Here is a 23,968-nt window from a genome sequence, read left to right as displayed (position 1 = left end):
AGATAACGCCAGTCTTTACTGGCGTTATGTTTTAAAAATAATCACTTAGCTTGCCCTCATACGGTTGTGAGATCCACAACAAACTTCCCCTGTTCACAATATGTTAATTTTCGCATCAGTGTTGATCTAAATGAAAAGTAACCTTTTTGTTGATTAGCATAAACGCATAAAACCAACCTGCTCAGTAAACTGACAAGGATGTATTCGTGACCACGACAGCCGAAGTAACCCACAGCCTCTCACCTCTTTCGAACGCGATTGTTGATAAAGCCATAGATAACGTCACTCGCAAGCTAATTGGTGGCGCGAGAAATAAAAACAACTCTCAAGCTGGCAGCCATAACCCCAGTCTAAAACGGTCTATATCCGACTCCCTTGCAGCCACCTCAGCAGAGGATGTCATGCAAGTTGCCAACAGAGGTGTAGCGTGGAAAGAGATGATAAGCAAGAGTTTATCCCATGGGATCTCATCGCTTGCTAGTATGCAATATGATGGTCAATTTACCGTAAAAAATGGTATCGCAGAGGGCCTACACCAAGTTCCGGGAAATCCTGGTGTGTATGTGGTATTTGATAAAAACAATACTGCCGTTTATGTAGGCGACAGCACTAACATTCGCAGTCGCTGGCACGCTGGCCACCTCAATGAAAATCGTCAAAAGCTCAATAATGGCCAACAATATAAGCTGTCAGAACAACTGACAGAAGGTTGTACCGTCAAGTTTATTTCCTGCGAGTCTAAAGAAACGGCTGCCGCAATCGAAGCTCACCTTATCAAGCAAGCACAACCAAGCGTTAATGCTCGCGAAGAGTTATTAAATGAACAGGGTACTCGTTCTAATATTGAAGCTAAAAAAATGAAAGACGCATCAGGCAGCACAGCTAGCCTTGCTGCTGGCGCGACTAAAGCCGCAATTGAAAATGCCGGTTGGAGTGTACTAGAAACCTTAATCACCACTTGCATAAAAGCACTTAAAGATGAGCTAGTTGATATTGTTTGCGGTGGGACATCCAAACTTAAACAGCGAATAAAACGCCTTTTTAACAAAATCTGGTCTGCAATTAGCCATATTATAAAAAATCCAGGCTCACTGCTTAAGGGGATCTTTGAGTTTATTGTTAATGCATTTTCAAGTGCAATCCGTAAGATCTACCAATTAGCGCGTAATATTTACGATCTAGGTTACGCTGCATGGCAACTATATAAAGGTAAGCAAGCCTTAAGCAAAGCTGAGCTTATCGAAAAAATATCTGAAACAATAATCACCAGCGGCTGCCTCGTTATTTGGGACGCGCTTGACCCAATCATAGAGGCTCATTTAACCGCCTTAATACCGCCAATGGCGCCTTACTCGCCTTATATAGCTGCAACGATATCTGCAATTGGCTTTGGTGTATCAAGTCATTACTTATCAGGTTTTGTACCACAAATTGTCGAAAAGATAGTTAACTACAACCCTATGCAACTGCAATCTCTTGAGCAGCAAAGAAATGCTTGTGAGCAATTGATCATTAATGCCGAAAAAGAACTCATCATGATAAATGGCCTAGAAGATTATATGCGTTCAACTAAGGCGTTAGTGACTGACTTAGACTGCCAGACCCAGCAATTAACTCAACATAAAACCATTGAAACGTTCAGCATTGAAGACAGATTGAACCGCCTATCTTTAGGAGTAAAAGCGTGACATTAGTAAAAGCCAAACAAGAGCTTATTGAAAGACAAGAGTATCAGGTGTTTTTTCAAGATTTTGAAAAAAATCTCACTCAACTTACCGAAGCTTTAAAAACCACTAAAGATGTGCAATCACTTGCCAACCAAATAAGCGAAAAAGGTTTTTGGAGTAATGCCTTTGGTAGCATTTCAGGCCGTAATGATAAAGATCTCGCTGCCATGGTTGAGAACCTAGGCGCCAGTTTAGAAGTCACGCAGAATATCTTAACCATAGTGCTTAAGGTGCAAAATATTAAAAATGGATTCTTAAAAGAGTTCCATCAAGCTTTAGTTGAAAAGATTGTAAAACTGAGCAAAGACGATCTGACACTTGATAGCAACCAAAAACAAGCAGCATTAGCAATCGTCAACAAAATTGAGCAACAAGTCAGTTATCAGCTTGCGCAGTCTCAACAAATTGAAAACCATGAACGCAAGCTAATGCAGCTTGATGATTTTGTTGAAATTAAAGACATTATCGATTCAGAGCAAAGTGCTAAAATCGCTCATCTAGATAAAACTTCGCAACAGATTATTGAAAGTGGTGATATTCGTCAGCAATTGATCGATGAGCTACAACAAAAAAGCGAAGCCAAACGTAAGAAAGATCTATCTCAAGATGAAAGTATCAGCCAACTGACTAAATTGGCTCAATTACTTAAAGATGATAATGAAGCTAAAAGCCGTAAAGATATCGCTCAAGACCATCTATTAGAAACCCTTACTCATCAAAAAGCACAACTTAGCCAGCAATATGAGCAAACTCGCTTGCAGCTAGCAACACAAGCCGAAACAATAATGGCTCTACAACAATCTACATCAACATTGTCAGAGCAGTTATCGACTAACCAGCAACTAGTTGAACAGCTAACCTCCAAGCTACAACAAGCCACTGAGCAGCTCGAGCAAACACAACAGCAACATATTGATTATGCAGCAATGCAACAATCTACCAGCGAGCGCCTAAAGCGCAGTTTGTTGCCCTTAATCGCCATGATAACTGCTGGTATTGCTATCTATCTGAATAGGTAACCTTAATAGCAAATCTGCTTACCATGAAGGCACAAGCTAAAATTAACTTGTGCCTTTTTAATCTGCTCAAACAATATGTTCAGAATAATATGAACATATTGCCCACTTAGCTATGGGCCTGGCTAAAGCTTTACCCTTTATAATTTCAGAATCAAATAGCCATATGTGAGATGTATAAGCTCTTCAAGTTAGCTGCAAAAGTAGAATTAAGTCGTTCTATTAGCAATAAGCTTGAGCGTATCGGTGGTCAACACCAAGCAAATGGTTATCGATAGAGAAAGGGCTGTGGTAAAGTGCTTGCCACACAAATATTTCCGCAGCGAGTCTAGTTTGCAGGCTTGGCTTAATCTTGAGCCACTACATGCCAAGATAAATAAAACAGAGCTAAACACAAGATGAAGATTAGAACAGAAACAGATAACGATGTTGGTGAAATCGCGGCGCTGACTTACCAAGCTTTTGAAAATCATCCGCATCATGAGCCAGGCGCCAAGCCTACTGAGCACTTAATTGTTGAGCGCTTACGTAACCAACATGCGCTGAGCTTGTCATTAGTCGCTGAAGATGAGAGCGGTATTATAGGTCACATCGCCTTCTCTGCAGTGATGATAAATGGCGAACCATGCAACTGGTTTGGTCTAGGACCTGTTTCGGTACAGCCTAATCGTCAAAATGAAGGTATAGGTAAAGCCCTGATCAATCAGGCTATGGCAATAATGCAGCAGCAAGGTGCTAACGGTGTCGTGTTGTTGGGCGAACCGCAATATTATGGCCGTTTCGGTTTTAAAGCTGACTCCAAGCTAACCTTAGCAGATGTGCCACCGGAGTACTTTTTAGTGAAAAGGCTTAATGACAACTCAGACAACGGCCAAGTGACTTATCACCCAGCCTTTTATGGATAAGCCTAAAACGCTCCAATTCACTAACGTAAAAAGCCTGCAGACGCAGGCTTTTTTACATTTAAGCTTAACTACCAATGCCACAACGGCTTAAACGTTTAATTACCTCTTCATGCTGCGGATATTGTTTAAGTAATGTTTCTTGGCTAAACAACTCAAAGTCATCAAAAGTAAAACCAGGAGACACCATGCAACCGACTAATGAAAAACCTGGCTTATTCATTGTGGAACCAAAAATACAGCCCTTTGGCACTAAAAACTGCGGACGTTCACCCGCAGCTAAGTCCAGCCCTAGCTGAGCTGTCGTCAACACGCCGTGCTCATCAATCATATAAATCGTTAATGACTCACCAGCATGGAAATACCACATTTCATCTGCAGTTAAACGATGAAAGTTCGACACCTCACCAGTACGTAATAAGAAATAAATGCTGGTCCAAAGTGCACGAGTGTCGTCAAAGTTTTGCTCTGAACGATAAGAAGAGCGGAAATAACCACCTTCAACATGCTGCTCTAACTCAAGATGTTCAATAAAATATTCAGCAGTTTGCATTGCAACGACCTTTTATACCGTTAGTTGGTTGTTCTATGTAGGGAATAAAACACTAATTTTACGGCAAATTAGCGACAATGAATGCGACTACGCTTAAATAATTCATCACGCTACTGTTATAGCTGCAACTATAAGCAAAAAATGTCTCTGTAGGAAAATAAAAAGCCAGAGCTATTTGCTCTGGCTTTAAGAGAGGTAATCCACTATCGCTATCGATTACTTGTTACGACGTCTAAAGAAAGCAAACGGTGCTAACACTAAAGCCAACCATGACATGCTACCGCCTGATGAGCCACCAGACTCCGGCTCAACAGGTGGTTGAGGCGCACTACCTTCACCGTTAATGGTGACAGTAACTTGCGCACTAACCTCCTCATCACCATCAGAAACCGTATAGCTAAATGTTTCTGTTGCTGTTTGGCCGTCATACAAATCATTAAATTGACCGTTAGGGCTATATGTCACTGTGCCATCGCTATTATTGACTACACTTCCTTTAATTGAACCGCTATCAATCGCTGTAACAGTTAATTGGTCGCCATCAATATCAGTATCGTTACCAATTACATCAATAGATACATCTGTTGATTTATCGGTCTCAGCTGTGTCAGCCTGAGCTTCTGGAGCGGTATTGGTTCCCACTACCGTAATGGTCACATCTGCACTGCTAACAGCACCTAACTCATCAACAATCGAATAAGTAAATGATTCTGTTTCTGTTTCATCTCGAGTTAACTCTGCAAATTGACCATTTGGATCATAACTGAAACTGCCATCACCATTGTCGGTCAATGTCCCTTTTAATGATTGCTGGAAGCCGCTAATGCTCAGGCTATGACCATCAGCATCACTGTCGTTACTCAGTGGTGTGAATGTTACGGTTTGATCTTCTGCAACAGATACCGTATCGGCATTAGCCGTTGGAGTCGTATTGACCTTAACCGTAATATCTATTTGCCCAGCAACAAAAGCGCCTTTGTTATCTGTCACTAAGTAAGTGAAACTATCAACAATACTTGAACCTTCAGCTTCATTATTAAATGCAGTACCCGGATCATAGGTTAGCGTATCACCATTTTGGCTCACCGAGCCTCTTAACCCTGAAGTATCAATGCTTTCGATAACTAAGCTGTCACCATCTGCATCCGTATCATTAAGCAACGGAGAAATATTAACGGTTTGTCCAACCCAAACTGAAGCGGCATCGGTATTAACTACCGGTGCATTGTTAGGTGGTACGTCAGTATTCAATGGCTCACCCGCACTAATACGGTAGCCACCAAACGTTGCAGCCGCATCTTCGTGCTTCACTTCAACAAAAATACTAGAGTCTAGATCTGCAGCCGCGATCTTATAGAATAAATAGTCAGTAGCTGACGGGTCTGTTGCTACAGTAATGTTTTCAACTATTTTGGTCGTTTCATCCGCTTTATAGATAGTCAATTGTGGCAACATATCTAGACTTAAGTCAGAAACACGAACGACTAAATCTTGCGTAGTATCAACATTAATAACCTGATACATATCAATATCGGCAGCATTATCGATAGCGCCATCAATACCTAAATTGTCAGCGGCTAAATCAACAGCATCTTGGAAGGTGTCGTTATTATCAGAGTTAGGTACATCCGTTACCACTAGTGAAGTCTTAGCAATACGGACAAAGTTTTCATCAATTGTCGGTAAGGCCTCTTCAACAGGCTCTGAACCATCGATCGCAGGTGTGAGTAGACCGGTACTGGTATATTGAGCTGTGTTACTTGCGTTATCAACCTTCACTTCAACTTGATAAATACCGTTTGCCGCATAAGGTGCAATCGCTGAGTAGATGCCATCTCCGGCCACCGCATCGCCATTAAGACCATCGTCTAACATTGGTAAATCAGACTGCTGATAATTAGGCGAAGTAATCGTCGCAACGACGTTAGCCCCAGTAATCAACTTATCTTTGGTCAACGCTGTCGTTAAAATCATTGGGCTTGGATACGCTACGGCATTACCAGCAAATCCTTCAACCGAAACCGTATAACTCCCCTCTAAGCTAGGTTCAGCAATAACGTTCACGCTTGCATCAACATTGTAAGCGCCTGTGCTATTAACCATCTCTAGTTGCCACTCGCCATATCCTGCGGTGGTGATCACGCTGTTCGGTACATTGACATTACAAGACTGGGTGTAGCCCACTTGATTACAATCAAAGGTCACCCCAGTAACCACTCCACCTTGGGGATCTTTTAGATTAAAAGTTAAGTCATTAGTATTGCCATTATGGTTTACAAAAATACTGATATTGTCTAAACCTGAGTCAATAGCAATGCTTTCTACTACAGTGCTGCCACTGGTAATTGCCTGAGATGACGAGATGATATTTTGGTTATCGGTCGCTATCGCATTAGCCTGCAAAAACGCATCTGTAATTTCTGCTAACGTGGTTGGTGACGAGAAATATTTACCACCTGTCGAGTTCGCTAAAGTGAGTAATGGCCCCGTTGGCGAAGCTGAGCCATAACCAAAGCTAAAAATTGGCACATTAGCATTTTGATAAGCAGCAATAACGCTGGATTCTGTATTACTTGAGCTATTGTCATCACCATCCGCTAATACAAATACAACGCCTGGAGCGCCGCTAGCTGAGTTAGTTTGGTAAGTTTCAAGGTTATCAAGCGCCAACTGACTGCCGTCATAAAGCGCTGTCAAACCATTAGCGCGAATGGCATCAATGCTATTTTTTATGGCTGGCTTTACGCTTGTGTCAGCATCAGGGATTTTTTGAATAGCAAAATCTTGCGTTGCTACATTAGAAAACGATACTAAACCGATTGCAGTTGTTCCTTCTGCCACTGCATCAACAAGGGTTCTAGCGGCTTGCTTAGCATTAGTTATTGGTGAACCACCCATACTACCTGAACGATCGATAACAACCTGCATATCAATGTCACCCTCAACCCAAACATAATCGAGCTGATCACGACAGGTCGCCTGCAAGTTTGGTAACTCCTCTTTAACAGGCGTTGCAGCGTCTGGAGCATTAGCAGCTAACGTCGTGAATCGAGTTCGATTAGGCTGAGCAGTTTTACGACCTGATTTAGGGTCATTGCTGGTGTCTTGTAACATCACTTCCCAGGCGCTTTTACCGTACACTCGCCCTTGCGCTGTTCGTGCTACATCACCAATATTGTTCGACGTTGAATGGTTAAGCCATTTCATATCGCCATTTTTAGCTTGCCATTGATTGCTCATGATAGAATCAGTGGCAACATCTGTACTTACAGGGCTACTGGTTCCACCAGAGGCTGAGTTGCCCTTATATTCATCAAACACACCATAAGCATAGTGCCCCCACTCATGTGCTAAGGTATAACCGGCACCAATAGGATCTTGCAGCATGTCATGATCATTTCCAGGGCCAGCGCCATTAGGGAACACATCGCCAAACCAAATATGCATACCATTAGCACCAAAACCGGAAGCGTTAGCGCGAGGCCATTCCCTTTCCCCCCAGATAATATCTGACTTTGAACGATGCTTATTCTGTCTAAATATGCTGACCTTACCTAGCTTATGTTCACCATTTGATTGCTCACAAATACCATCAGCAAAATGACCTAAGATTTCTTCATACTTCTGCTGCTCAGCCCCTTCTGGGTTATTATGCAGAGAAATAGTGATATCAAAGACAGCTTTTGTTGAATCATTCGTGCTGGCTTGAGTTGTTTGTAACTGCGCCGCTGGCACTATCTTCTTAACGTAATCCACAGATTCTGTATTAACGCGTGAAAGCCAACTATTTGCAGCCATAGCTGATGTTGAACCTAAAGCTAGACCTATGCATAAGGCGCTTTTACTCAAAGTAAATTGCTGTTTCATTCTATATCCTTTTAGAAAGTAACAATAATTGAAAGGTATGTTCTCCTTCACTCACAATCAGCTGTTTCTTACGTTGGAGTTGCAACATAAGCTCAGGAAATTGCGCACCAAATAGTGATAATGAAGTAAATTGGAATAAGCGCTCAAAGAGCTGATTACCAAGTAACATGACATCCGCTGGTAAATCAGAATGAACTTTCAAAACGATTACACCCGGTTCAATCGAAAATACCTTGTGTGCTTTGGCTAACACTGGGAAATCAACTGAACTCACGTTGCAATGGTTTACTTGTTGTCCTGTAACTTGATAGCGATATGCCACGCCTAAGTTGGCATTATTAATGGAGGCATGATCAAGACAGGGAACATTAAGAGGAACAAGCAGAGTCGATTGATGCGACAAAATGACCTGTTCAGAATCGAAATAAATTAACTCTGAATACTGATTATCTCGCTCAATCACAATTTGTGTTGTGTAGTAGCGTTTTATGTCTAATGGTGAATTATATAAATATACCACTTTCGCAAATGCAGCACTGCTTAAAGCAAAGCTTAACCAACATAAAACAGTAACAAATACTTTTCTCATCCTTGAAAGCTCATAAAATCATGTTACAAACAAAATAATAACAAACGCACAAGGTCCTTAACAAGCTTTAAATCAAACCTCTGTAAAAGATGATCTAAAACAACTGTATTTAAAGCAAAAATCTAAAGCCTTACTCCCTTATTTAATATTTAGATAAAATATAAAAAGCACAAAGCTGTAGTTAAAGAATCAGTTTCATGGTTAAAAAAAACATGAAAAACAAACATAAAACTATACTTTTAGGCTATTGGACTCAAAAATTGCATGAAAAGGGATAAAAGGATTGAATGCAATATACGCACAAGGGAAAAGTGTCTATTTTCAGAAGCTAAATCAATCCATTGATTTACAAATAGCGATTTTAAGCTCAATACCGATTTAAGGGCATAAACTTTTTAACGCCTTTGAAGCACGCATGAAGACTTATTTATTGTGCCTATCATCGATTTCATGGCTAAAGTTTGCTTGGAAAGTGCATCAAACTAGCAATTTCACCAATCAAACAATCCCCAGCCAAAAGATTGCTTTATGAAACCTCCATCCCGGCTCGTCCCCTCATTAACAGCCAATTACATTACGACAAGATCTGTTAGTTAAATTAATAAACCAAGCACATACACTCCACTAAAAACAACTAAAACTCCTAGTGATGTCTACCTAAGTTGAGTACATACAATGGCGTTAAATAGTGAGTGGTTTAGCCCTGAAACCTTCTCGCCGTTTACCAGCTTAAAACATGCATCACGCTTTTTTGGAGGTACTATGAACAGATCAATCTTGCCTATCGCACTTATTATCGGTTTATCAGGAGGCGTGCTTGCAAATAGTTCCCAACCCGATCCTTCCGATCTCACGGCTGTTAACTCATTTGCCTACGGCACAGTCGACAATGAAGGCAAGTTCAACAGCATGGTTGGCGTCGCGGGAGCTTACTCTGAAGGCAATAACTTTATGGGTCTAGTCGAGCACGCTGTAGCCACCAAAAACAATGAGTTTGGCCAAAAGGCGCAAAACTCGCGCCTACGCTACTTTCAAGTTTTAGACACTAATAGCAGATTACTACCGCAAACAGGCTTTTCAGTTGACTACATGAAGGGCTGGAAGAGTTCAGGTGACGATATCGGCACTGATATCGTTGCTGTTGGCGCTATCGCAAAAATGACTACGCCTTGGGAAGCCATTTCACTCTACCCGAATGTCGCGTATGTAAAAGGCGAAGCTTACCAAAGTTCAGCTAATCGTCTTGATTTAAGTGGTTATCAACTCAACCTGTTTGGATCTATTTCCCTTGGCGATCTTGGTAAATACCTGATAATTCAGCCTCAATTTATGCATCTTGATGGTGAACCTAACAATAGCTCAAGCGGTGAAAAGCTTTCAGCTAATATTTTTAAGGTAAAAACCGGCTTTGGCATGCCAATCAGTGAAAGCGGTCGATGGTGGGCAGAACTGAGTCATACCTATACTCGCAGCGACAGCCAGATAAACATTACAGGCACATCCATCAATGCAACGGATAATGACAATAAGTTTGAATTCGGGATCTCTTACTACTTTTAAGCAACTATCTAAAATAGGTATTAAAGATCAGCGCCCTATTTCCTCCCGTGGTAACAGCAGATACAGATACCTAAAAAACATGCATAAAAATGAGGGCGTTAACATGTTAACGCCCTCATTCCTTGAAGCCTTTAATCATTAGAGCTGAGTTGGCAAGCCTTAGTGCTGGCCTCTAACGCCGTCACGAACCATCTCTTTACCCGTCTCGTATACTTCATCAGTTATCCAACGAGCGTGCAAAAGCTTATGGTTAGCATCAAACACAGCAACAAAATGACGGCCATCTGCATTATTCGTTGCCATACCTACGCCTTCAACACCTTGAAGGCCTAAACCACCGGTTTCAACCGACACTAAAAAGCGTCTTAAATCATCTAGGTTATCGATTACATTCTGGTCGTTACTCATTTTCAAATCTCTTATTGCATTAGCTGCGCATGGCCCATAATTGGCTATGCATTTTATGGAGCGTACTTTACAGATCATAGCGTAAGATTAACAGCGCATCTTACTGCTCACTGAAGTTTAGGTTAACTGATTAAGCTGTTAATTTAAGCAACTACTTATTTAGTCTATTGCTTAGCTCACAATTCATAGCTTATTTTGTTCATTTTCAAAGTGCTCATGTAATACTCCCGCCAATAATGTCCCCTACATAAAAAAGATGGATACACAAAGATGTCTGAGATTAAATTTGCGGTTCTAGGCCAGTTTTTTCATTGCCCAATCAAAGGTGATTTTGAGTACGCAAAAAAAGCGTTAATTCAGGTTGATAATAACGGCACAATCGTATCGGTAATGACTGAAGCAGACGTTGAATTTCAAACTCAAGTCAGCTTTTTTTCAAGTAAAAGTAAGCTTATCGAACTCAGCTCAAGCCAGTATTTAATGCCGGGTATGGTTGATTTACATGTGCATGCACCGCAATTTCCCCAAGCTGGCAAAGGCTTAGACTTACCGCTTTACGATTGGCTACAAGATTATACTTTTCCATTAGAAGCTAAATTTGCTGACATGGATTTTACCAAGCAGATCTATCCAAGCCTAGTGAAGTCTCTGCTTGCTAACGGCACCACCAGCGCGGTGTACTTTGCAACCATTCATAAAGATAGCTCTGTAGAGCTAGCTCGCGAATGTTTAAAACAAGGTCAGCGTGGCTATGTCGGTAAAGTGAATATGGATGAAGCTAGTCAGTGCCCGCCTTTTTATATTGAACACTCAACTGCCGACGCGCTCAAAGACACAGAGCTATTCATTCAAGAGGTGATTGGCCTTGAGGGCAACCAACATCAGTTAGTGTCCCCCGTATTAACGCCACGCTTTGTACCAAGTTGCACTAGCGAAATGCTACAAGGCTTAGGCGAGCTTGCGCAAAAATACCAATGTCATGTACAAACCCACTGCTCTGAAAGTGACTGGGCACGTGATTACAGCCAGCAGATGTATGGCAAAACCGACGCAGAGATCTATCGTGATTTTGGCCTAATGACCAAAAGAACCATACTTGCGCACTCGATTTTCTTGACTGCTGCTGATCACGCAATCATTAAAGAAACCGGCGCCAGTATTGCCCACTGCCCGCTATCAAACATGTACTTTGCCAATGCAGCGATGCAGACCCGCGAGATTTTAGATAACGATTTAAAATGCGGCCTAGGCAGTGATTTAGCTGGCGCGCCAATCCCATCAATCTTCCACACTTGCCTAGATGCAGTCAATCACTCTCGCGTACGTGAAGACGGTACTTCAACTTACCTAGCAGCCGATAATCGCGGCGAAAGTGGCAGTCGTATCTCGTTCCTAGAGTCTTACTGGATGGCGACAGTCGGAGGCGGTAAGGCGATTGATGCCAAAGTAGGTTTGTTCCAAGTCGGCTATGAGTTTGATGCGCTAGTTGTTGATACTGCCGTTAGCGATAGTAATATCTTTATTATTGAAGAAATGGACAGCGATAAAGACAAGCTAGAAAAAATCATTACCCTTAATAATCGCCAAAACATCAGCAAGGTGTGGGTAAAAGGCCAGTTGGTAGTTAACAAATAAAACGCTTTTTATACTAACGAGTGTTTTATTATTCATAAAAAAAAGAAGGGCTTGCCCTTCTTTATTTATATTTCGATCTCCTACACAAAAAAGCCCACGATTAACATGAGACCTCCAGCTAAAATACTATATAAAGCTGGCGTCTTTAATTGTGGAAGTTGTAAGGTTATCACCACCCCACTGATAATACTAAAGCTCAAACTTGCCGCAAAAAGAACCGAAAACCATTTAAAGAATTGCCCTGCAAAACCTTTATGCACTATGAGTAATTGCAATAGTAAGTCATGCTCTTTCACCACAAGTTTTGCTGTATCGCCTGCATCAGGTTTAATTAAAATAACTTCTTGGCGAAAGCCATACCAGTCGTGATTACCATTTTCAAAATAGTAATCCTCTGGTAATGCTTTATGCGATTTATCTAACAAAAAACGGTTAACCAATGGCAGCGCTAACGCTTCGGTCTCAGGCCAACCGTCAGTTAAGGTTACTGAGTATTCATATTCCTTGTTAACGTCACCCTTTATATCAAACATATATAGTGTACCGGTAACTATATAAACTAGGGTTATCGGTAAGAAAAAACAGGCCAAATAAGCATGCAATTTCATCCATAATAATCTTGTCTTTGCTTTCATACTCGCCCCTTAAAGCAAAACGGTAAGCAATAGACATGCTTACCGTTGCTATTTTGAACTATTGTTTGCTCATCGCTGTTATAATGCGACTTTAAAACTGATAGCCGAGTGAAATACGAATATCACGACCCGCTTCATATAATCCTGCAACACCATCCCAGCCAGCAATGTGGTTGTAGTCTCCCACACTTGAATGATCTCTATATTGCTCATCAAATAGGTTTTGAACTGCTAGATTGATATTTAACGTTTCGTCATAAAAAGGGAGCCACTGTACGTATATATCGTGTACTTGATAACTTGGCTTATCGATGAATTGCGTCTGATCTATCCAACCAATTTCTACCCCACGCTGTAAAACCTCAATATCGTTTAACGAGCTAACATAATTAGCATTCCAGCCCATTTGAATGTTATCTGTAAGGGTATAATTAATATTTAATCCGAAGGTGTCGCCACGAGCATTAGCTAAGCCAATGTGCTCATAACCTTCAACGGTTTGTCCATTGAGTTCAGCATCATTATTGCTATAGCTGGCTTGTACGCGCCAATCTTCATAAGCAAATACGCCTCGTAATTCAAAACCTTTGGTTTCTAGCGTTCCGATATTTTCAAAATAAACGCCACGTCCAAGCTGATCGTAAATAACATTGTCGATATCAGACTGATAAACCGTTGCAGTTATTTGCCAATACTCATCATGGTAAGTTAAGCCAACCTCAGTGTTATCAACCTCCTCAGCTTTTAAATCTGGGTCAATTGAAGTCCAGCCAGGCGCTTGCTCTAAAGTAAAGGCATCTCCAACCTCTTTACCACGCATCGCTTGTGCATAACCAGCAGTTAAGCGCCAGTTCTCATGTAAGTCATAATTTAAGCCAATATTACCACTCACCCCGTCGCTATCAGTCGCACCAGTGTAGGTAACTTGCTCAAGAGAGTACTCGTCATAACGCAGGCCAAAACTCAACAATAATTGATTTGCAACTTGCCAATGATCTTGAATATAGATGCCTTTAACTTCGCCCTCTTCTTTGAACTTGCCAACCAATGGATCCCAAGCCCAGTCCTGCCAGACATCAGCTGGTGCTAGATACTGACTACTTACCTCATCTTTACGGTACTCAATACCATAGGTCAAAGCATGTTGCCCCAGTTGGCTAAGATTTCGAATATCAAACCCATAAGTGGTCATGTCAGCACCATATTTACCCCACCGGTCAAAACGGTCTTGCTCTACTGACGATTGAGTGTGATATAACGTGGTTTCTAAATTAACATAGTCGTTAGCTAACCATTGGTGGTTAACCACAAAGGTTTCACGCTCGGCATCCATTGGATAAAGTGTGTCCCCCTCTAGTGTTGGCCAATTTGGTCTAGCACCAAACTCTCCTTGCTCATTTCTATTCTCATAACTCATTGTCAAGCTTTGGTTGTCAGTCAGTTCGCCATTAAGCTTAACAAAACCTAACTTTTGCTTGGCAGAGGTGCCATAAAGTTCATTTCCATCACCATCCTCCATGTTGTTGCGATCAACATACACGTATGAACCTAGCAGACCCCAAGAATCAGTTAAACGACCATAAAATGTGCCACTACCTTTGTAACCATCGTTACTTAAGTAACCTGCTTTTAAACTGCCGCCAAAACGCTCATCAGAGTCGAGTAAGTCATCTATATTTTTAGTTTTAAAGCGAATAGCGCCACCAATGGCGCCAGCTCCGCTGGTTGCTTCCCCCGCCCCAGCTTGTACTTCAACTTCTTTCAGTAACTCAGGTTCAATTGCCACACGGCCAATATGATGAAATAGTGTGCCCGTTTGTGGTGCACCATCTACAGTGACATTAAATAAGGTATCTTCTAAACCGCGGATATATACTTTTTGGGCAATACCAAGTGAGCCACCAACAGATACTGATGGCACAAAACGGAAGATATCAGCCAAATCGTTTGCCTGATATTTTTCTAATTCTTCAGGGGTGATTTCAGTATTAGTTGTTTGCCCAACGACAACAACTGACTCAATGTCATCAAAATGCGTCGTAGAATCATCGGTATCAGCGGCATAAGCATTGCCAGCCCAAAGTGCTAAGCTGAGAGACACAACCAAAGGGTGGAGTTTTTTTCCTGACAGGTAGGGAGCCATAATTTATCCATAACGAGCCTAATTCGTAGTGAGAATTATTATCATATAGAGGTAAAAAAACAGCTCTTTTACAATTGTTACATTTACCGTCTTATTTAGACTGCTATTTAGGAATAATAATCGTCATGCGCAGGCCTACTACTTTGCCATTAATACACTCATTTTCAGCGTTAATTTGACCGCCTATTGCTGCAAGCTGTCTTTTGGCTAACGCTAGCCCTAAACCAAAACTACTTCCATCAGCTGTGCGTGATTTATCAACTCGAAAAAAAGGACTAAAGATTGCCGTTAGATACTGCTCAGGTACCCCCGGGCCTTGGTCAACAATATCAATCTGATAAGAACCGATCACAGCTTTCATCGTCACCCTAACCGCTTGCTGTGTTGGGGTGTAGCGCAATGCATTACGTAATACATTCTCTATCGCTTGACCTGCGGCGCGGTGGTTAGATGCTTCTACTATTGCACTATTTGGTAAATCGCTAATGAGCTGTCGGTCTGGAAACTCAAATTTGGCATCCTCAATTAACACATCTAATAGGTCTACTAGCTCAAGTGTCTCTTGGTTCAATCGCGGTTGCTCATTCTCAAGCCATGCGAGAATTAAGGTATCTTCAACGAGCCGCCGTATATGCTTCGACTCCCGGCTAATTCGATCTAGCACAGTAACGGCCACTTCGCCTTCTTTAACGCCTTCAAGGGCGATATCGAGCCGGGTTAAAGGAGTACGTAATTCATGGGATAAGTCGGCGATCAACTGCCGTTGACTGATAATTTGCTCGCCAATCCGCTGTGCCATATTGTCAAATGTCTGCGCCAGATCTGAAAACTCATCGCTACGATTGCCCATTAATGCTTTAGCACTGATATCGAACTGCCCTCGACTAAACTGGCCCGTTGCTAGTTGCAGTTGCAGCAAGGGCTTCATTATGTGGCGGTATAAAACAAAAGACAGTAAGGCCAATAAGATAGCCGGTAGAATAATCTGGAAGGTGATTTCAACTTGACGCCAGTTGTCCCCGGGGCGCATACGATTGGGTAATTGAATTAAGAAACTCACCTGTTGATTAGCAAAAGGTAACTCCATTATCGGATTTTCAGCAAAGTAGAGATGAACTTTCCAATCAACACTTCGGCCCAAGTTATAACCTTGACTAAACCTATTATTAAGTTCATCACCCGCTATAGGATTAACCTGATAACTGGCTACCGCAACCCAAGTATTTTCTTGCTGCTTTAACTCGCTCAACCATTGTTCTAAGTCTGCTTTATCGCCATTTCTATATAGGTTTTCCGCCGCTTTCCCCCAAGCCTTTAATGTTTGCTGATCTTCATAAGCTAATAAACTCATCCCCTCTTCAGTGCGTGACATAAATAGACTAATCACATAAAAAAGTGCCACTACACCAGTGGCAATGATCAAACATAATTTCCAAAAAAGTTTACGACTCATATTAAGCAATAACCTTTTCCGTGACTGGTTTGCAGACGCTCTCCAGACCAGTTTGCTTGAGTTAACTTACGCCTGACTCGACTTAGATGCATATCAAGGCTTCGATCATAAGCACCTATATTACGGTTAAGCACCCGTTGATAAAGGTAGGCCTTACTGAGCACTTCACCTCTGTGCTGTAGCAACTCCCATAATAATTTGAATTGAATTGGGGTAAACTCAAGTGATTGACCTGCGACGCTAACACTTTGAGCCCGGCTGTTTAATGATAAAGTATCTACCGATAACTCTTGTGTTTGAAAAGGTGGTTCTTGAGAGTAACTACGACGTAAAATAGCCTCGATACGTAAAATCAATTCTGCCGTACTAAATGGTTTAGCTACATAGTCGTCAGCACCTTGGCTAAAGCCTTGTACTCGTTCTTGTTCAGCTCCTTTGGCTGTCACCATAATGACCGGAGTTTGGCAGTTTTTCCGCAGTATTTTTAACAACGAGAATCCATCGCGAACTGGTAACATCACATCCAGTAAGATCAGCTGATACCTGCCCGTTGCCGCTTGTAACAGGCCTTGCTCGCCATCAAAACACTGTTCAACACCATAGCCCTTTTGTTGCAACATCACAGTGAGTTGATCATTTAAAACCCTATCATCTTCAACGACCAGTATATTAACCATTGCCATAACAAATTATTCACCAACGCAAAACAAAATGCTCAGTGTAATTTGTTGACGAGATCATTCAACTATCTTTACTTTTCTCGCAAACCATCAATGACACAAGCACCCAAAAATGAAAAAGGCTCAGAAGCATGCTTCTGAGCCTTTCGGTCTATCTATTTTTAGCCCTATAGACTAATGCCCATCAACAAAGGCAAACTTAATGATAAACAGCAATGCCACAATCGCCACTCCTGGGTGGATTTCACGCCAACGGTTAGTACCCGCTTTTAGCACGCAGTAAGTAATAAAGCCTGCCGCAACACCTTCGGTAATCGAGAAAGTAAACGGCATCATCACTGCTGTAATAAATGCTGGAGCAGACTCTGTTAGATCTTTACCGTCAATTTTAGCCAGCTCTGATGACATCAAAATGCCCACATAAACCAAGGCACCAGCAACTGCATAGCCGGGAACCATTGCCGCCAATGGCGAGAAGAAAATCACTAAAATAAACAATAGACCCGTTACAATCGCCGCTAGACCAGTACGACCACCAGCCGCAACACCTGCCGAGCTTTCAATGTAAGCAGTAACTGTTGATGTCCCCATATAAGCACCAACAACAGAAGTAGCAGAGTCCGTCATTAAGGCTTGTTTCATACGAGGGAAACGGCCACGCTTGTCAGTAAAACCACACTTCTCGGTCACACCAATCATAGTGCCTGAGCTATCAAATAAGCTCACAAGCGCAAATGAGAAAATAACGCCCATTAATGCCACATCAAGTGAACCCGCTAAGTCTAGCTCACCAAAGGTGTTACTAATACTTGGCGGCATAGAAACAATGCCTGTGTACTCAATATCGCCCATCAAAGCCGCAATCGCTGTTACAACTGCAATTGAAACCAACACAGCAGAATGAATACCACGTGATGCCAAAATAACAATAATAAAGAAACCTAATGCGCCTAATACGCACTCCAGTGAGCTTAAGTCACCCACAGTGATCATCGTTGCCGGACTTGCGACCACAATGCCCGCATTACTAAAGCCAACCATAGCGATAAGTAAACCAATACCGCTTGGAATACCAATACGTAAACACTTTGGAATGTTAGTTAAAATCCAAGAGCGGATCCCCAGCAACGACACGATAGCAAAACACACAGCCCCCCAAAAAATGGTGCCCATGCCTATTTGCCAGCTTACGCCCATGCCAACGACCACAGAAAAAGCAAAAAATGCGTTTAAGCCCATTGCTGGTGCTAATGCGATAGGCAAGTTAGCAATTAGCCCCATAGCGATACAGCCTATTGCACTGATCATACAGGTCACCACAAATACCTCACTGGCATCCATACCTGCTGCAGACAAAATCTGTGGGTTTACAAAAACGATATACACCATAGTCATAAAGGTAGTGATACCTGCAATGACCTCAGTCGACACACTGGTATTGTGGCTCGATAGTTTAAAAAAGCGCTCAAACAGACCTGATTTAACAGCTGCTGCGCTTGAGTTTTCTGCACTATTTGCAGCTTTTACATCGCTGTGCGGTGTATTACTTGGCGTACTCATAACTAGACTATTTCCATCTTAACTTCACTATTGCCACAGCAAAAATGGCTTATTTATCGCCATTTTTACGTTTGCGGCGCGCGCACATAGTCCCCAGAACAGTTGTTCTGAAGATAACGATTAAACAATTTCGATTTAGGTTCACGAAAGGGGCGTTATTGTAGTGCAGCCAAAGGGAGAAACATGAGTGATTCTGATCACATATCTATCTATTAGGCATATTAAGTTCACTCTTTAACTAAATAAATGCGCAACCTCTAAACTAGCTCGATATTTAATCTAAATGTTCGCGCTTATGCTCCGTAAAACAAAACACTCATCACAAAATGAAAATATATGGCATTGCCCGCTTAATTTCTGACGCCCTGAACTGAATATATAGGGAGGAGAAAAATAAAAGGTGAATTTAATGGCTTAAAAATCAGATTTATACCTCCAGTAGTACAGATTATATTTTTGTTTATTAAAGTGATTGAGAACAATAAAAATGACAACAAAGTTTGCTCGAAAATTTGCGATTGAAAAATTACAACAAGTACCAGTCTGGTGGGAAGAACTACTCATTAGGCTAAAGCCAAGTGGTGAGGAGCTCGGAGATACAGGACTTAGGCTAGCTGTACGCGATGGCTATCTCAACTTTTATCATCAAGGTCAAGCGATTGCAAAAGTAGGGTTCACTCAAAATAACCTGCTGCGCTCAGAACAACATGTAAAGTATGTATTTGAAAGCGCGACTAGCCAGAAATACACAAAGTTAGTCGGGGATAGCAATTGCATCACCAATCCAGACAATAATAAAGAATTTGCCCAATATCTCGGCAGTGAAACATTAGATTTATGGATAGCACGTTCGAAGAAACACAAGGGTGAAGAAAAAACCTTCGTAGAACAAGTTGTAGCCGCGAATGAAAATATTATAGACATGGAAATGGGCTTACCTGGTTCAGGCTTCCGCATTGACCTTGTAACTATTGAAGAAGACCAAGGGCAAGCTAAAATCGTTCTTTGGGAAGCAAAATTAACATCTGACACACGCTGTCGCTCAAGCATAGACCAACCTGAAGTTATTAATCAGGTTAGCAAATATCGAGCGTTTTTAACTGAAGAAAAAAACCAATTAGAAGTGATTAATGCTTATATTACTGCTTGTAAAGTTCAAACACATATTTGTCAGCTTGCCGGCAAACAGGTATCTAAAACCATTGAAGCTGTAGCCAAAGGTACATTACAGCTTGGTTTAGACACTGAGCCAAGGTTACTCTTTTTACATAATCCCAAAAACACTCAAAAAGATAGCTGGTTACCTCATCAGCAAAAACTTATTGATAACCAAATTAAGCTACAAGTCATGACTGCCGATAGCCATCGAACGCTTCTTTCGGCTGCTGAGCTAGAACAGTATCAAGCAAACCAACATCTGAATAATACTCAGATTCAGACCTCGATAACGATATTGCGCGGAGCCGATACTATTGGCGGTAGCTGCATTAAAATCAATCACGGTAATGACGCTATCGTATTAGATTATGGCGCGCCAATTATGGATAACGCAGGAGCATCAATTGATCCTGAATATATTGCTGAAGCATCAATTAGCAACGGGATCTTATTAGATATTCAACAACAAGATCTCAACCCGCCCCTAGCCTACATTTTATCTCATGCCCATCCCGACCATTATGGTTTGCTTGATACTTTACCTAACGATGCAAAGATCTACCTTTCTAATGGAAGCTATTCGATGATGCATATAGGCAACGTATTTTACCCTCAAGCGCTTAGATTTAATCAACTTGAGCGCTGCTCGCAATATTCACCGGGTAAACCATTCCAGATAGGACCATTCAAAATTACGGCTTATATGATGGACCATTCAGCATTTGGCGCGTGCGGCTTGCTTGTAGAAGTAAATAATAAACAAATCTTTTATAGCGGCGACTTTCGTGGCCACGGCCGTAAAGCCAAAGTAAATGACTATCTATATGCAAATGTAAACCAACCAGATGTCATGCTACTTGAAGGCACCACGCTAGATGATAGACACTCGCAACAATTCCCAACAGAATCGAGCGTTGAAGAAGAGTTTGTTCGTCTACTTTCACAAGAAAAGCGCCCAGCTTTCGTTAGCGCCTCTGGAAGTAACATAGATAGATTAGTCAGTTTATATAACGCTACAAAGCGTACAGGAAAAAAGCTGGTTATCGACCTTTACCAGCTATACTTACTCGATGCATTGAAAAAACATGCTCCAGGATTGCCTCCTCATAAGGACGATCATCTTAAAGTGATATTTCCTTATTCACAGCGCCAAGCAATAGAACAACAATTTGGCACGGATTTTCTTAAATATAGCAATCGCCATATTAACTTAGATAAGTTAACAGGCAGCGATTACGTATTTCGAATTTCAACATCACAAATGCCAAAGTTTATTGATCACTTTATTAAGCAAGATATTCAGCCACAACTTATTTACTCAATGTGGCTAGGCTACAAGGAAAAACAACCCAGCTTTAATTTGATGGAAGCAAAGTATCAATTGAAATGGCAATACGCTCACACCAGTGGACACGCCTACACAACTCATTTAAAAGCGTTTGCTGACTCAATAGACGCTAAATGCTTAGTGCCTGTGCACACTCTGCATCCTGAAAAATTTGTTGAGTACTTTAATAATGTAAAAGTCCTCAGCAATAACCAAAAGTTAAATATCTAACAAGTTTACCTAAGGTCGCTATGTTGGCAGGTTGGTTAGCATAGCGAGCCTCTCTAAATACAAAGTAGTTATTGAGATGATACCAGCCAAATGCTAGTGTCAGCCTCGAGCTTGTTTATATCCAAGGAACCAAAATGCTGAAAAAACTCCTCGCCAGTGTCGGTATTGGCAAAGCAACTGTTGATACTATTTTACTTGATGAACATTTACGTGCAGGCGACAGTTTCGCAATCGAAGTTGTCATTAAAGGCGGTGATGTTGAGCAGCAACTCAATGGACTGGAATTTGCCATTATGGCTGAAGCTAAAGCAGAGCAGCAAGTTGGCGATGAAGAAGTCAAATATAACAAAAGTATGGTACTGCAAAGCTGGCAACCAAGTTTAAATGTCACCATCCAACCGGGCGAAACAATAAAACATCAGTTCACTTTAGATCTACACCCAGAAGTGCCGGCTACCAGTCTATTTGGCCAACGTATTGCTAAAGTGTGGTTGCAAACGGGTTTAGATATTAAAAATGGTATCGATGGTAGCGACAAAGATCCGCTAATCATTGTGCCTTCAAACACTCAACTGGCTGTATTAGAATTTATTGAGAACAGCGGCTACCGTTTATTTAAGTCAGACATTGAAGCAGGTTTCGTACGTGGCCGAGATTTCAGCTCACACCTACCTTGTTATCAAGAGTATGAATTCAAACCTGAGTCTCGTTCTTTCTTTGGCGCTAGAGAGCTAGAAGTAACTTTTGTTGATAACGGCGCAGAAACAGGTGTTTTGATAGAAATTGATCGCGCATTTTCTGGTGATGGTTATCATAGCGTTTCAATTCCAAATCACTGTGATGACGTTGCTAGTGTGCGGCCCTATATTGAAAGATTACTGAGTTAATACCAATTGCTATAAATGCCCCCAAGAAGCCAGCACTCAGCGCTGGCTTTTTTGGATGAATATCTCCTGAACCAACAAAACCTGTTCAAAATTCAACCACCCAAAGCATATATATTTAGATTTTGCGCAGCGCAGCATATTTCACTAAATCCTTACCGAGTCTACCTCTCAACACCATAAAACCTGCTAGCCAGTTCAAATATAAATAAAGATTAATCTGATTTGACCATTTTTTGGTCTACAAGAGATATCCCACAGATAAATAAGTATGGCAGTATAGCTCACCCCCAAATAGGCATGACAATATAAAAATACCTCAACAAAAATAAAAACTTAGTAACAAAAACAAGGTTTTTTTATAACGCCTTTATCTATTTTGCTAGGAGTCATATGAATACAGTTTTTACTATTGGCGAACTAGAGTCGTTTCTAGTCGCGATTTTAGTGCTATTTATTGGCCATATGGTCAATCGCTATATTCCTATTTTAAAAAAATATAACATTCCCGAACCCATTGTTGGCGGGCTAATTATTGCAGCCGTGATCACTGCCCTGCACTTTAACAACATTACCGTTGCCTTTAGTTTGTCGATGCAAAACACCTTGATGCTGATGTTCTTCAGTACCGTAGGCTTAGCGGCAAATTATAAGCTTCTGCTGAAAGGTGGCAGTAAAGTATTTATTTTCTTAGGTGTCGCCTCACTGTTTATCGTGATCCAAAATATCGTTGGTGTCAGCTTAGCCAACCTATTAGGGCTTGAGTCCTTTATGGGATTAATCGCAGGTTCGATTACCCTATCGGGTGGGCATGGCACAGGTGCTGCTTGGGCTGATACCTTCCAAACAGAGTACGGAATTAGCACCCTTGAGTTTGCAATGGCGGCGGCAACATTTGGTTTAGTGATGGGCGGTATTATCGGTGGTCCTGTGGCCCAGCGCCTCATTAATAAAAATAACCTAGTTTCTAGCTATGGTATTGGCGGTAATCACCATACCGACCATCCTGATCTGGTTACTTATGATCAACTTGAAGAAGACAGAGTTACCGCGAAAAGTGTATTAGAAGTCCTATTTATTATGCTTTTATGTGTAGCCGGCGCTAAATGGACCAGCGCTTTAATTGAGATGGTCGGCGCAAGCTGGTTGAAAATGCCAGAGTTTGTTTACGCCCTGTTTATTGGTGTCATCATTACTAACTTCACCGAGCTGTCTCGTAGCTACAAAATTAACAGTGAATGTGTTGATGTGCTGGGTTCAGTTTCGCTGGCGCTGTTTTTATCTATGGCGCTCATGAACCTTAAACTATGGGAAATTTTTGACCTTGCTATCCCACTGTTAATCATCTTAATGATACAAACCGTGGTACTGGCGCTATTTGCCTACTTCGTGACATTCAAGATCATGGGCAGTAATTACGATGCCGCAGTTATGGCTGGTGGTCACTGTGGCTTTGGTTTAGGTGCGACACCAACAGCTGTAATGAACATGGGCGCTTTGGTTTCTAGAACTGGTCCATCGCCACAAGCCTTTATGGTTGTACCGATTGTAGGTGCCTTCTTTGTCGATATCGTTAACGCAATTATCCTAAAAGGTTTTATGATCTTTGTTGGTTAACCCAGATTATATAAGTAAAAAGC

The 23,968-nt window shown here is 41.5% G+C and carries 17 protein-coding genes; 8 read left to right on the top strand and 9 right to left on the bottom strand.

Annotation, left to right across the window (positions count from 1 at the left end; translation table 11 throughout):
• Nucleotides 1-206 precede the first annotated feature (206 nt).
• From L884_RS0104230 to L884_RS0104215, 3 genes are all read left to right on the top strand, one after another.
• Nucleotides 207-1,688: a GIY-YIG nuclease family protein gene (locus tag L884_RS0104230; protein ID WP_028766320.1), complete on the top strand. Its 1,482-nt coding sequence runs from the start codon at nt 207-209 to the stop codon at nt 1,686-1,688.
• Nucleotides 1,685-2,746, top strand: coding sequence for a coiled-coil domain-containing protein (locus L884_RS0104225; RefSeq protein WP_028766319.1), 1,062 nt, complete (start codon nt 1,685-1,687; stop codon nt 2,744-2,746). The genes L884_RS0104230 and L884_RS0104225 overlap by 4 nt, the downstream gene beginning before the upstream one ends.
• A gap of 395 nt (nt 2,747-3,141) precedes the next feature.
• Nucleotides 3,142-3,648 (top strand): GNAT family N-acetyltransferase, encoded by a 507-nt coding sequence (locus L884_RS0104215; RefSeq protein WP_028766318.1) that lies wholly within the window; start codon nt 3,142-3,144, stop codon nt 3,646-3,648.
• Nucleotides 3,649-3,712: 64 nt separating this feature from the next.
• Here the strand turns inward: L884_RS0104215 and L884_RS0104210 are convergent, their stop codons facing one another.
• From L884_RS0104210 to L884_RS0104200, 3 genes are all read right to left on the bottom strand, one after another.
• Nucleotides 3,713-4,198: a cupin domain-containing protein gene (locus L884_RS0104210; protein WP_028766317.1), complete on the bottom strand. Its 486-nt coding sequence runs from the start codon at nt 4,196-4,198 to the stop codon at nt 3,713-3,715.
• A 216-nt stretch (nt 4,199-4,414) separates the two neighbouring features.
• Nucleotides 4,415-8,065 carry an Ig-like domain-containing protein gene (locus tag L884_RS0104205; RefSeq protein WP_028766316.1) on the bottom strand — a complete coding sequence of 1,217 codons (3,651 nt, stop codon included), beginning with the start codon at nt 8,063-8,065 and terminating at the stop codon, nt 4,415-4,417.
• A gap of 1 nt (nt 8,066) precedes the next feature.
• Nucleotides 8,067-8,654 carry a hypothetical protein gene (locus L884_RS0104200; RefSeq protein ID WP_028766315.1) on the bottom strand — a complete coding sequence of 196 codons (588 nt, stop codon included), beginning with the start codon at nt 8,652-8,654 and terminating at the stop codon, nt 8,067-8,069.
• A gap of 762 nt (nt 8,655-9,416) precedes the next feature.
• Between L884_RS0104200 and L884_RS0104195 the strand changes: the two genes are divergently transcribed.
• Nucleotides 9,417-10,214: a hypothetical protein gene (locus tag L884_RS0104195; protein ID WP_028766314.1), complete on the top strand. Its 798-nt coding sequence runs from the start codon at nt 9,417-9,419 to the stop codon at nt 10,212-10,214.
• Nucleotides 10,215-10,373: 159 nt separating this feature from the next.
• On the opposite strand, the gene L884_RS0104190 is transcribed toward L884_RS0104195, so the two are convergent.
• Nucleotides 10,374-10,622: a hypothetical protein gene (locus tag L884_RS0104190; RefSeq protein WP_028766313.1), complete on the bottom strand. Its 249-nt coding sequence runs from the start codon at nt 10,620-10,622 to the stop codon at nt 10,374-10,376.
• A gap of 270 nt (nt 10,623-10,892) precedes the next feature.
• On the opposite strand from L884_RS0104190, the gene guaD reads away from it, so the two are divergent.
• Nucleotides 10,893-12,257 carry a guanine deaminase gene (guaD, locus tag L884_RS0104185; protein ID WP_028766312.1) on the top strand — a complete coding sequence of 455 codons (1,365 nt, stop codon included), beginning with the start codon at nt 10,893-10,895 and terminating at the stop codon, nt 12,255-12,257.
• A gap of 80 nt (nt 12,258-12,337) precedes the next feature.
• On the opposite strand, the gene L884_RS0104180 is transcribed toward guaD, so the two are convergent.
• The 5 genes from L884_RS0104180 to L884_RS0104160 form a co-directional block, all read right to left on the bottom strand.
• Nucleotides 12,338-12,892: a hypothetical protein gene (locus L884_RS0104180; RefSeq protein WP_028766311.1), complete on the bottom strand. Its 555-nt coding sequence runs from the start codon at nt 12,890-12,892 to the stop codon at nt 12,338-12,340.
• A 91-nt stretch (nt 12,893-12,983) separates the two neighbouring features.
• Nucleotides 12,984-15,035 (bottom strand): TonB-dependent receptor, encoded by a 2,052-nt coding sequence (locus L884_RS0104175; RefSeq protein WP_028766310.1) that lies wholly within the window; start codon nt 15,033-15,035, stop codon nt 12,984-12,986.
• Nucleotides 15,036-15,138: 103 nt separating this feature from the next.
• Nucleotides 15,139-16,488 carry a sensor histidine kinase gene (locus tag L884_RS0104170; RefSeq protein ID WP_028766309.1) on the bottom strand — a complete coding sequence of 450 codons (1,350 nt, stop codon included), beginning with the start codon at nt 16,486-16,488 and terminating at the stop codon, nt 15,139-15,141.
• Entirely contained in the window at nt 16,485-17,171 is a 687-nt protein-coding gene (locus L884_RS0104165; protein ID WP_028766308.1) for a response regulator transcription factor, read from the bottom strand. The genes L884_RS0104170 and L884_RS0104165 overlap by 4 nt, the downstream gene beginning before the upstream one ends.
• A gap of 171 nt (nt 17,172-17,342) precedes the next feature.
• Nucleotides 17,343-18,641 carry an NCS2 family permease gene (locus L884_RS0104160; protein ID WP_156925653.1) on the bottom strand — a complete coding sequence of 433 codons (1,299 nt, stop codon included), beginning with the start codon at nt 18,639-18,641 and terminating at the stop codon, nt 17,343-17,345.
• A 574-nt stretch (nt 18,642-19,215) separates the two neighbouring features.
• Here L884_RS0104160 and L884_RS23270 point away from each other — a divergent pair.
• The 3 genes from L884_RS23270 (at nt 19,216) to gltS (ending at nt 23,945) form a co-directional block, all read left to right on the top strand.
• Nucleotides 19,216-21,444: an MBL fold metallo-hydrolase gene (locus L884_RS23270; protein ID WP_245603060.1), complete on the top strand. Its 2,229-nt coding sequence runs from the start codon at nt 19,216-19,218 to the stop codon at nt 21,442-21,444.
• A 134-nt stretch (nt 21,445-21,578) separates the two neighbouring features.
• Nucleotides 21,579-22,331 carry a sporulation protein gene (locus L884_RS0104145; RefSeq protein WP_028766306.1) on the top strand — a complete coding sequence of 251 codons (753 nt, stop codon included), beginning with the start codon at nt 21,579-21,581 and terminating at the stop codon, nt 22,329-22,331.
• A gap of 390 nt (nt 22,332-22,721) precedes the next feature.
• Nucleotides 22,722-23,945 (top strand): sodium/glutamate symporter, encoded by a 1,224-nt coding sequence (gltS, locus tag L884_RS0104140; RefSeq protein WP_028766305.1) that lies wholly within the window; start codon nt 22,722-22,724, stop codon nt 23,943-23,945.
• Nucleotides 23,946-23,968: the final 23 nt, after the last annotated feature.

The sequence above is a fragment of the Shewanella fidelis ATCC BAA-318 genome (assembly GCF_000518605.1).
Classification (GTDB): domain Bacteria; phylum Pseudomonadota; class Gammaproteobacteria; order Enterobacterales; family Shewanellaceae; genus Shewanella; species Shewanella fidelis.
This window is presented reverse-complemented; position numbering and strand designations above follow the sequence as displayed.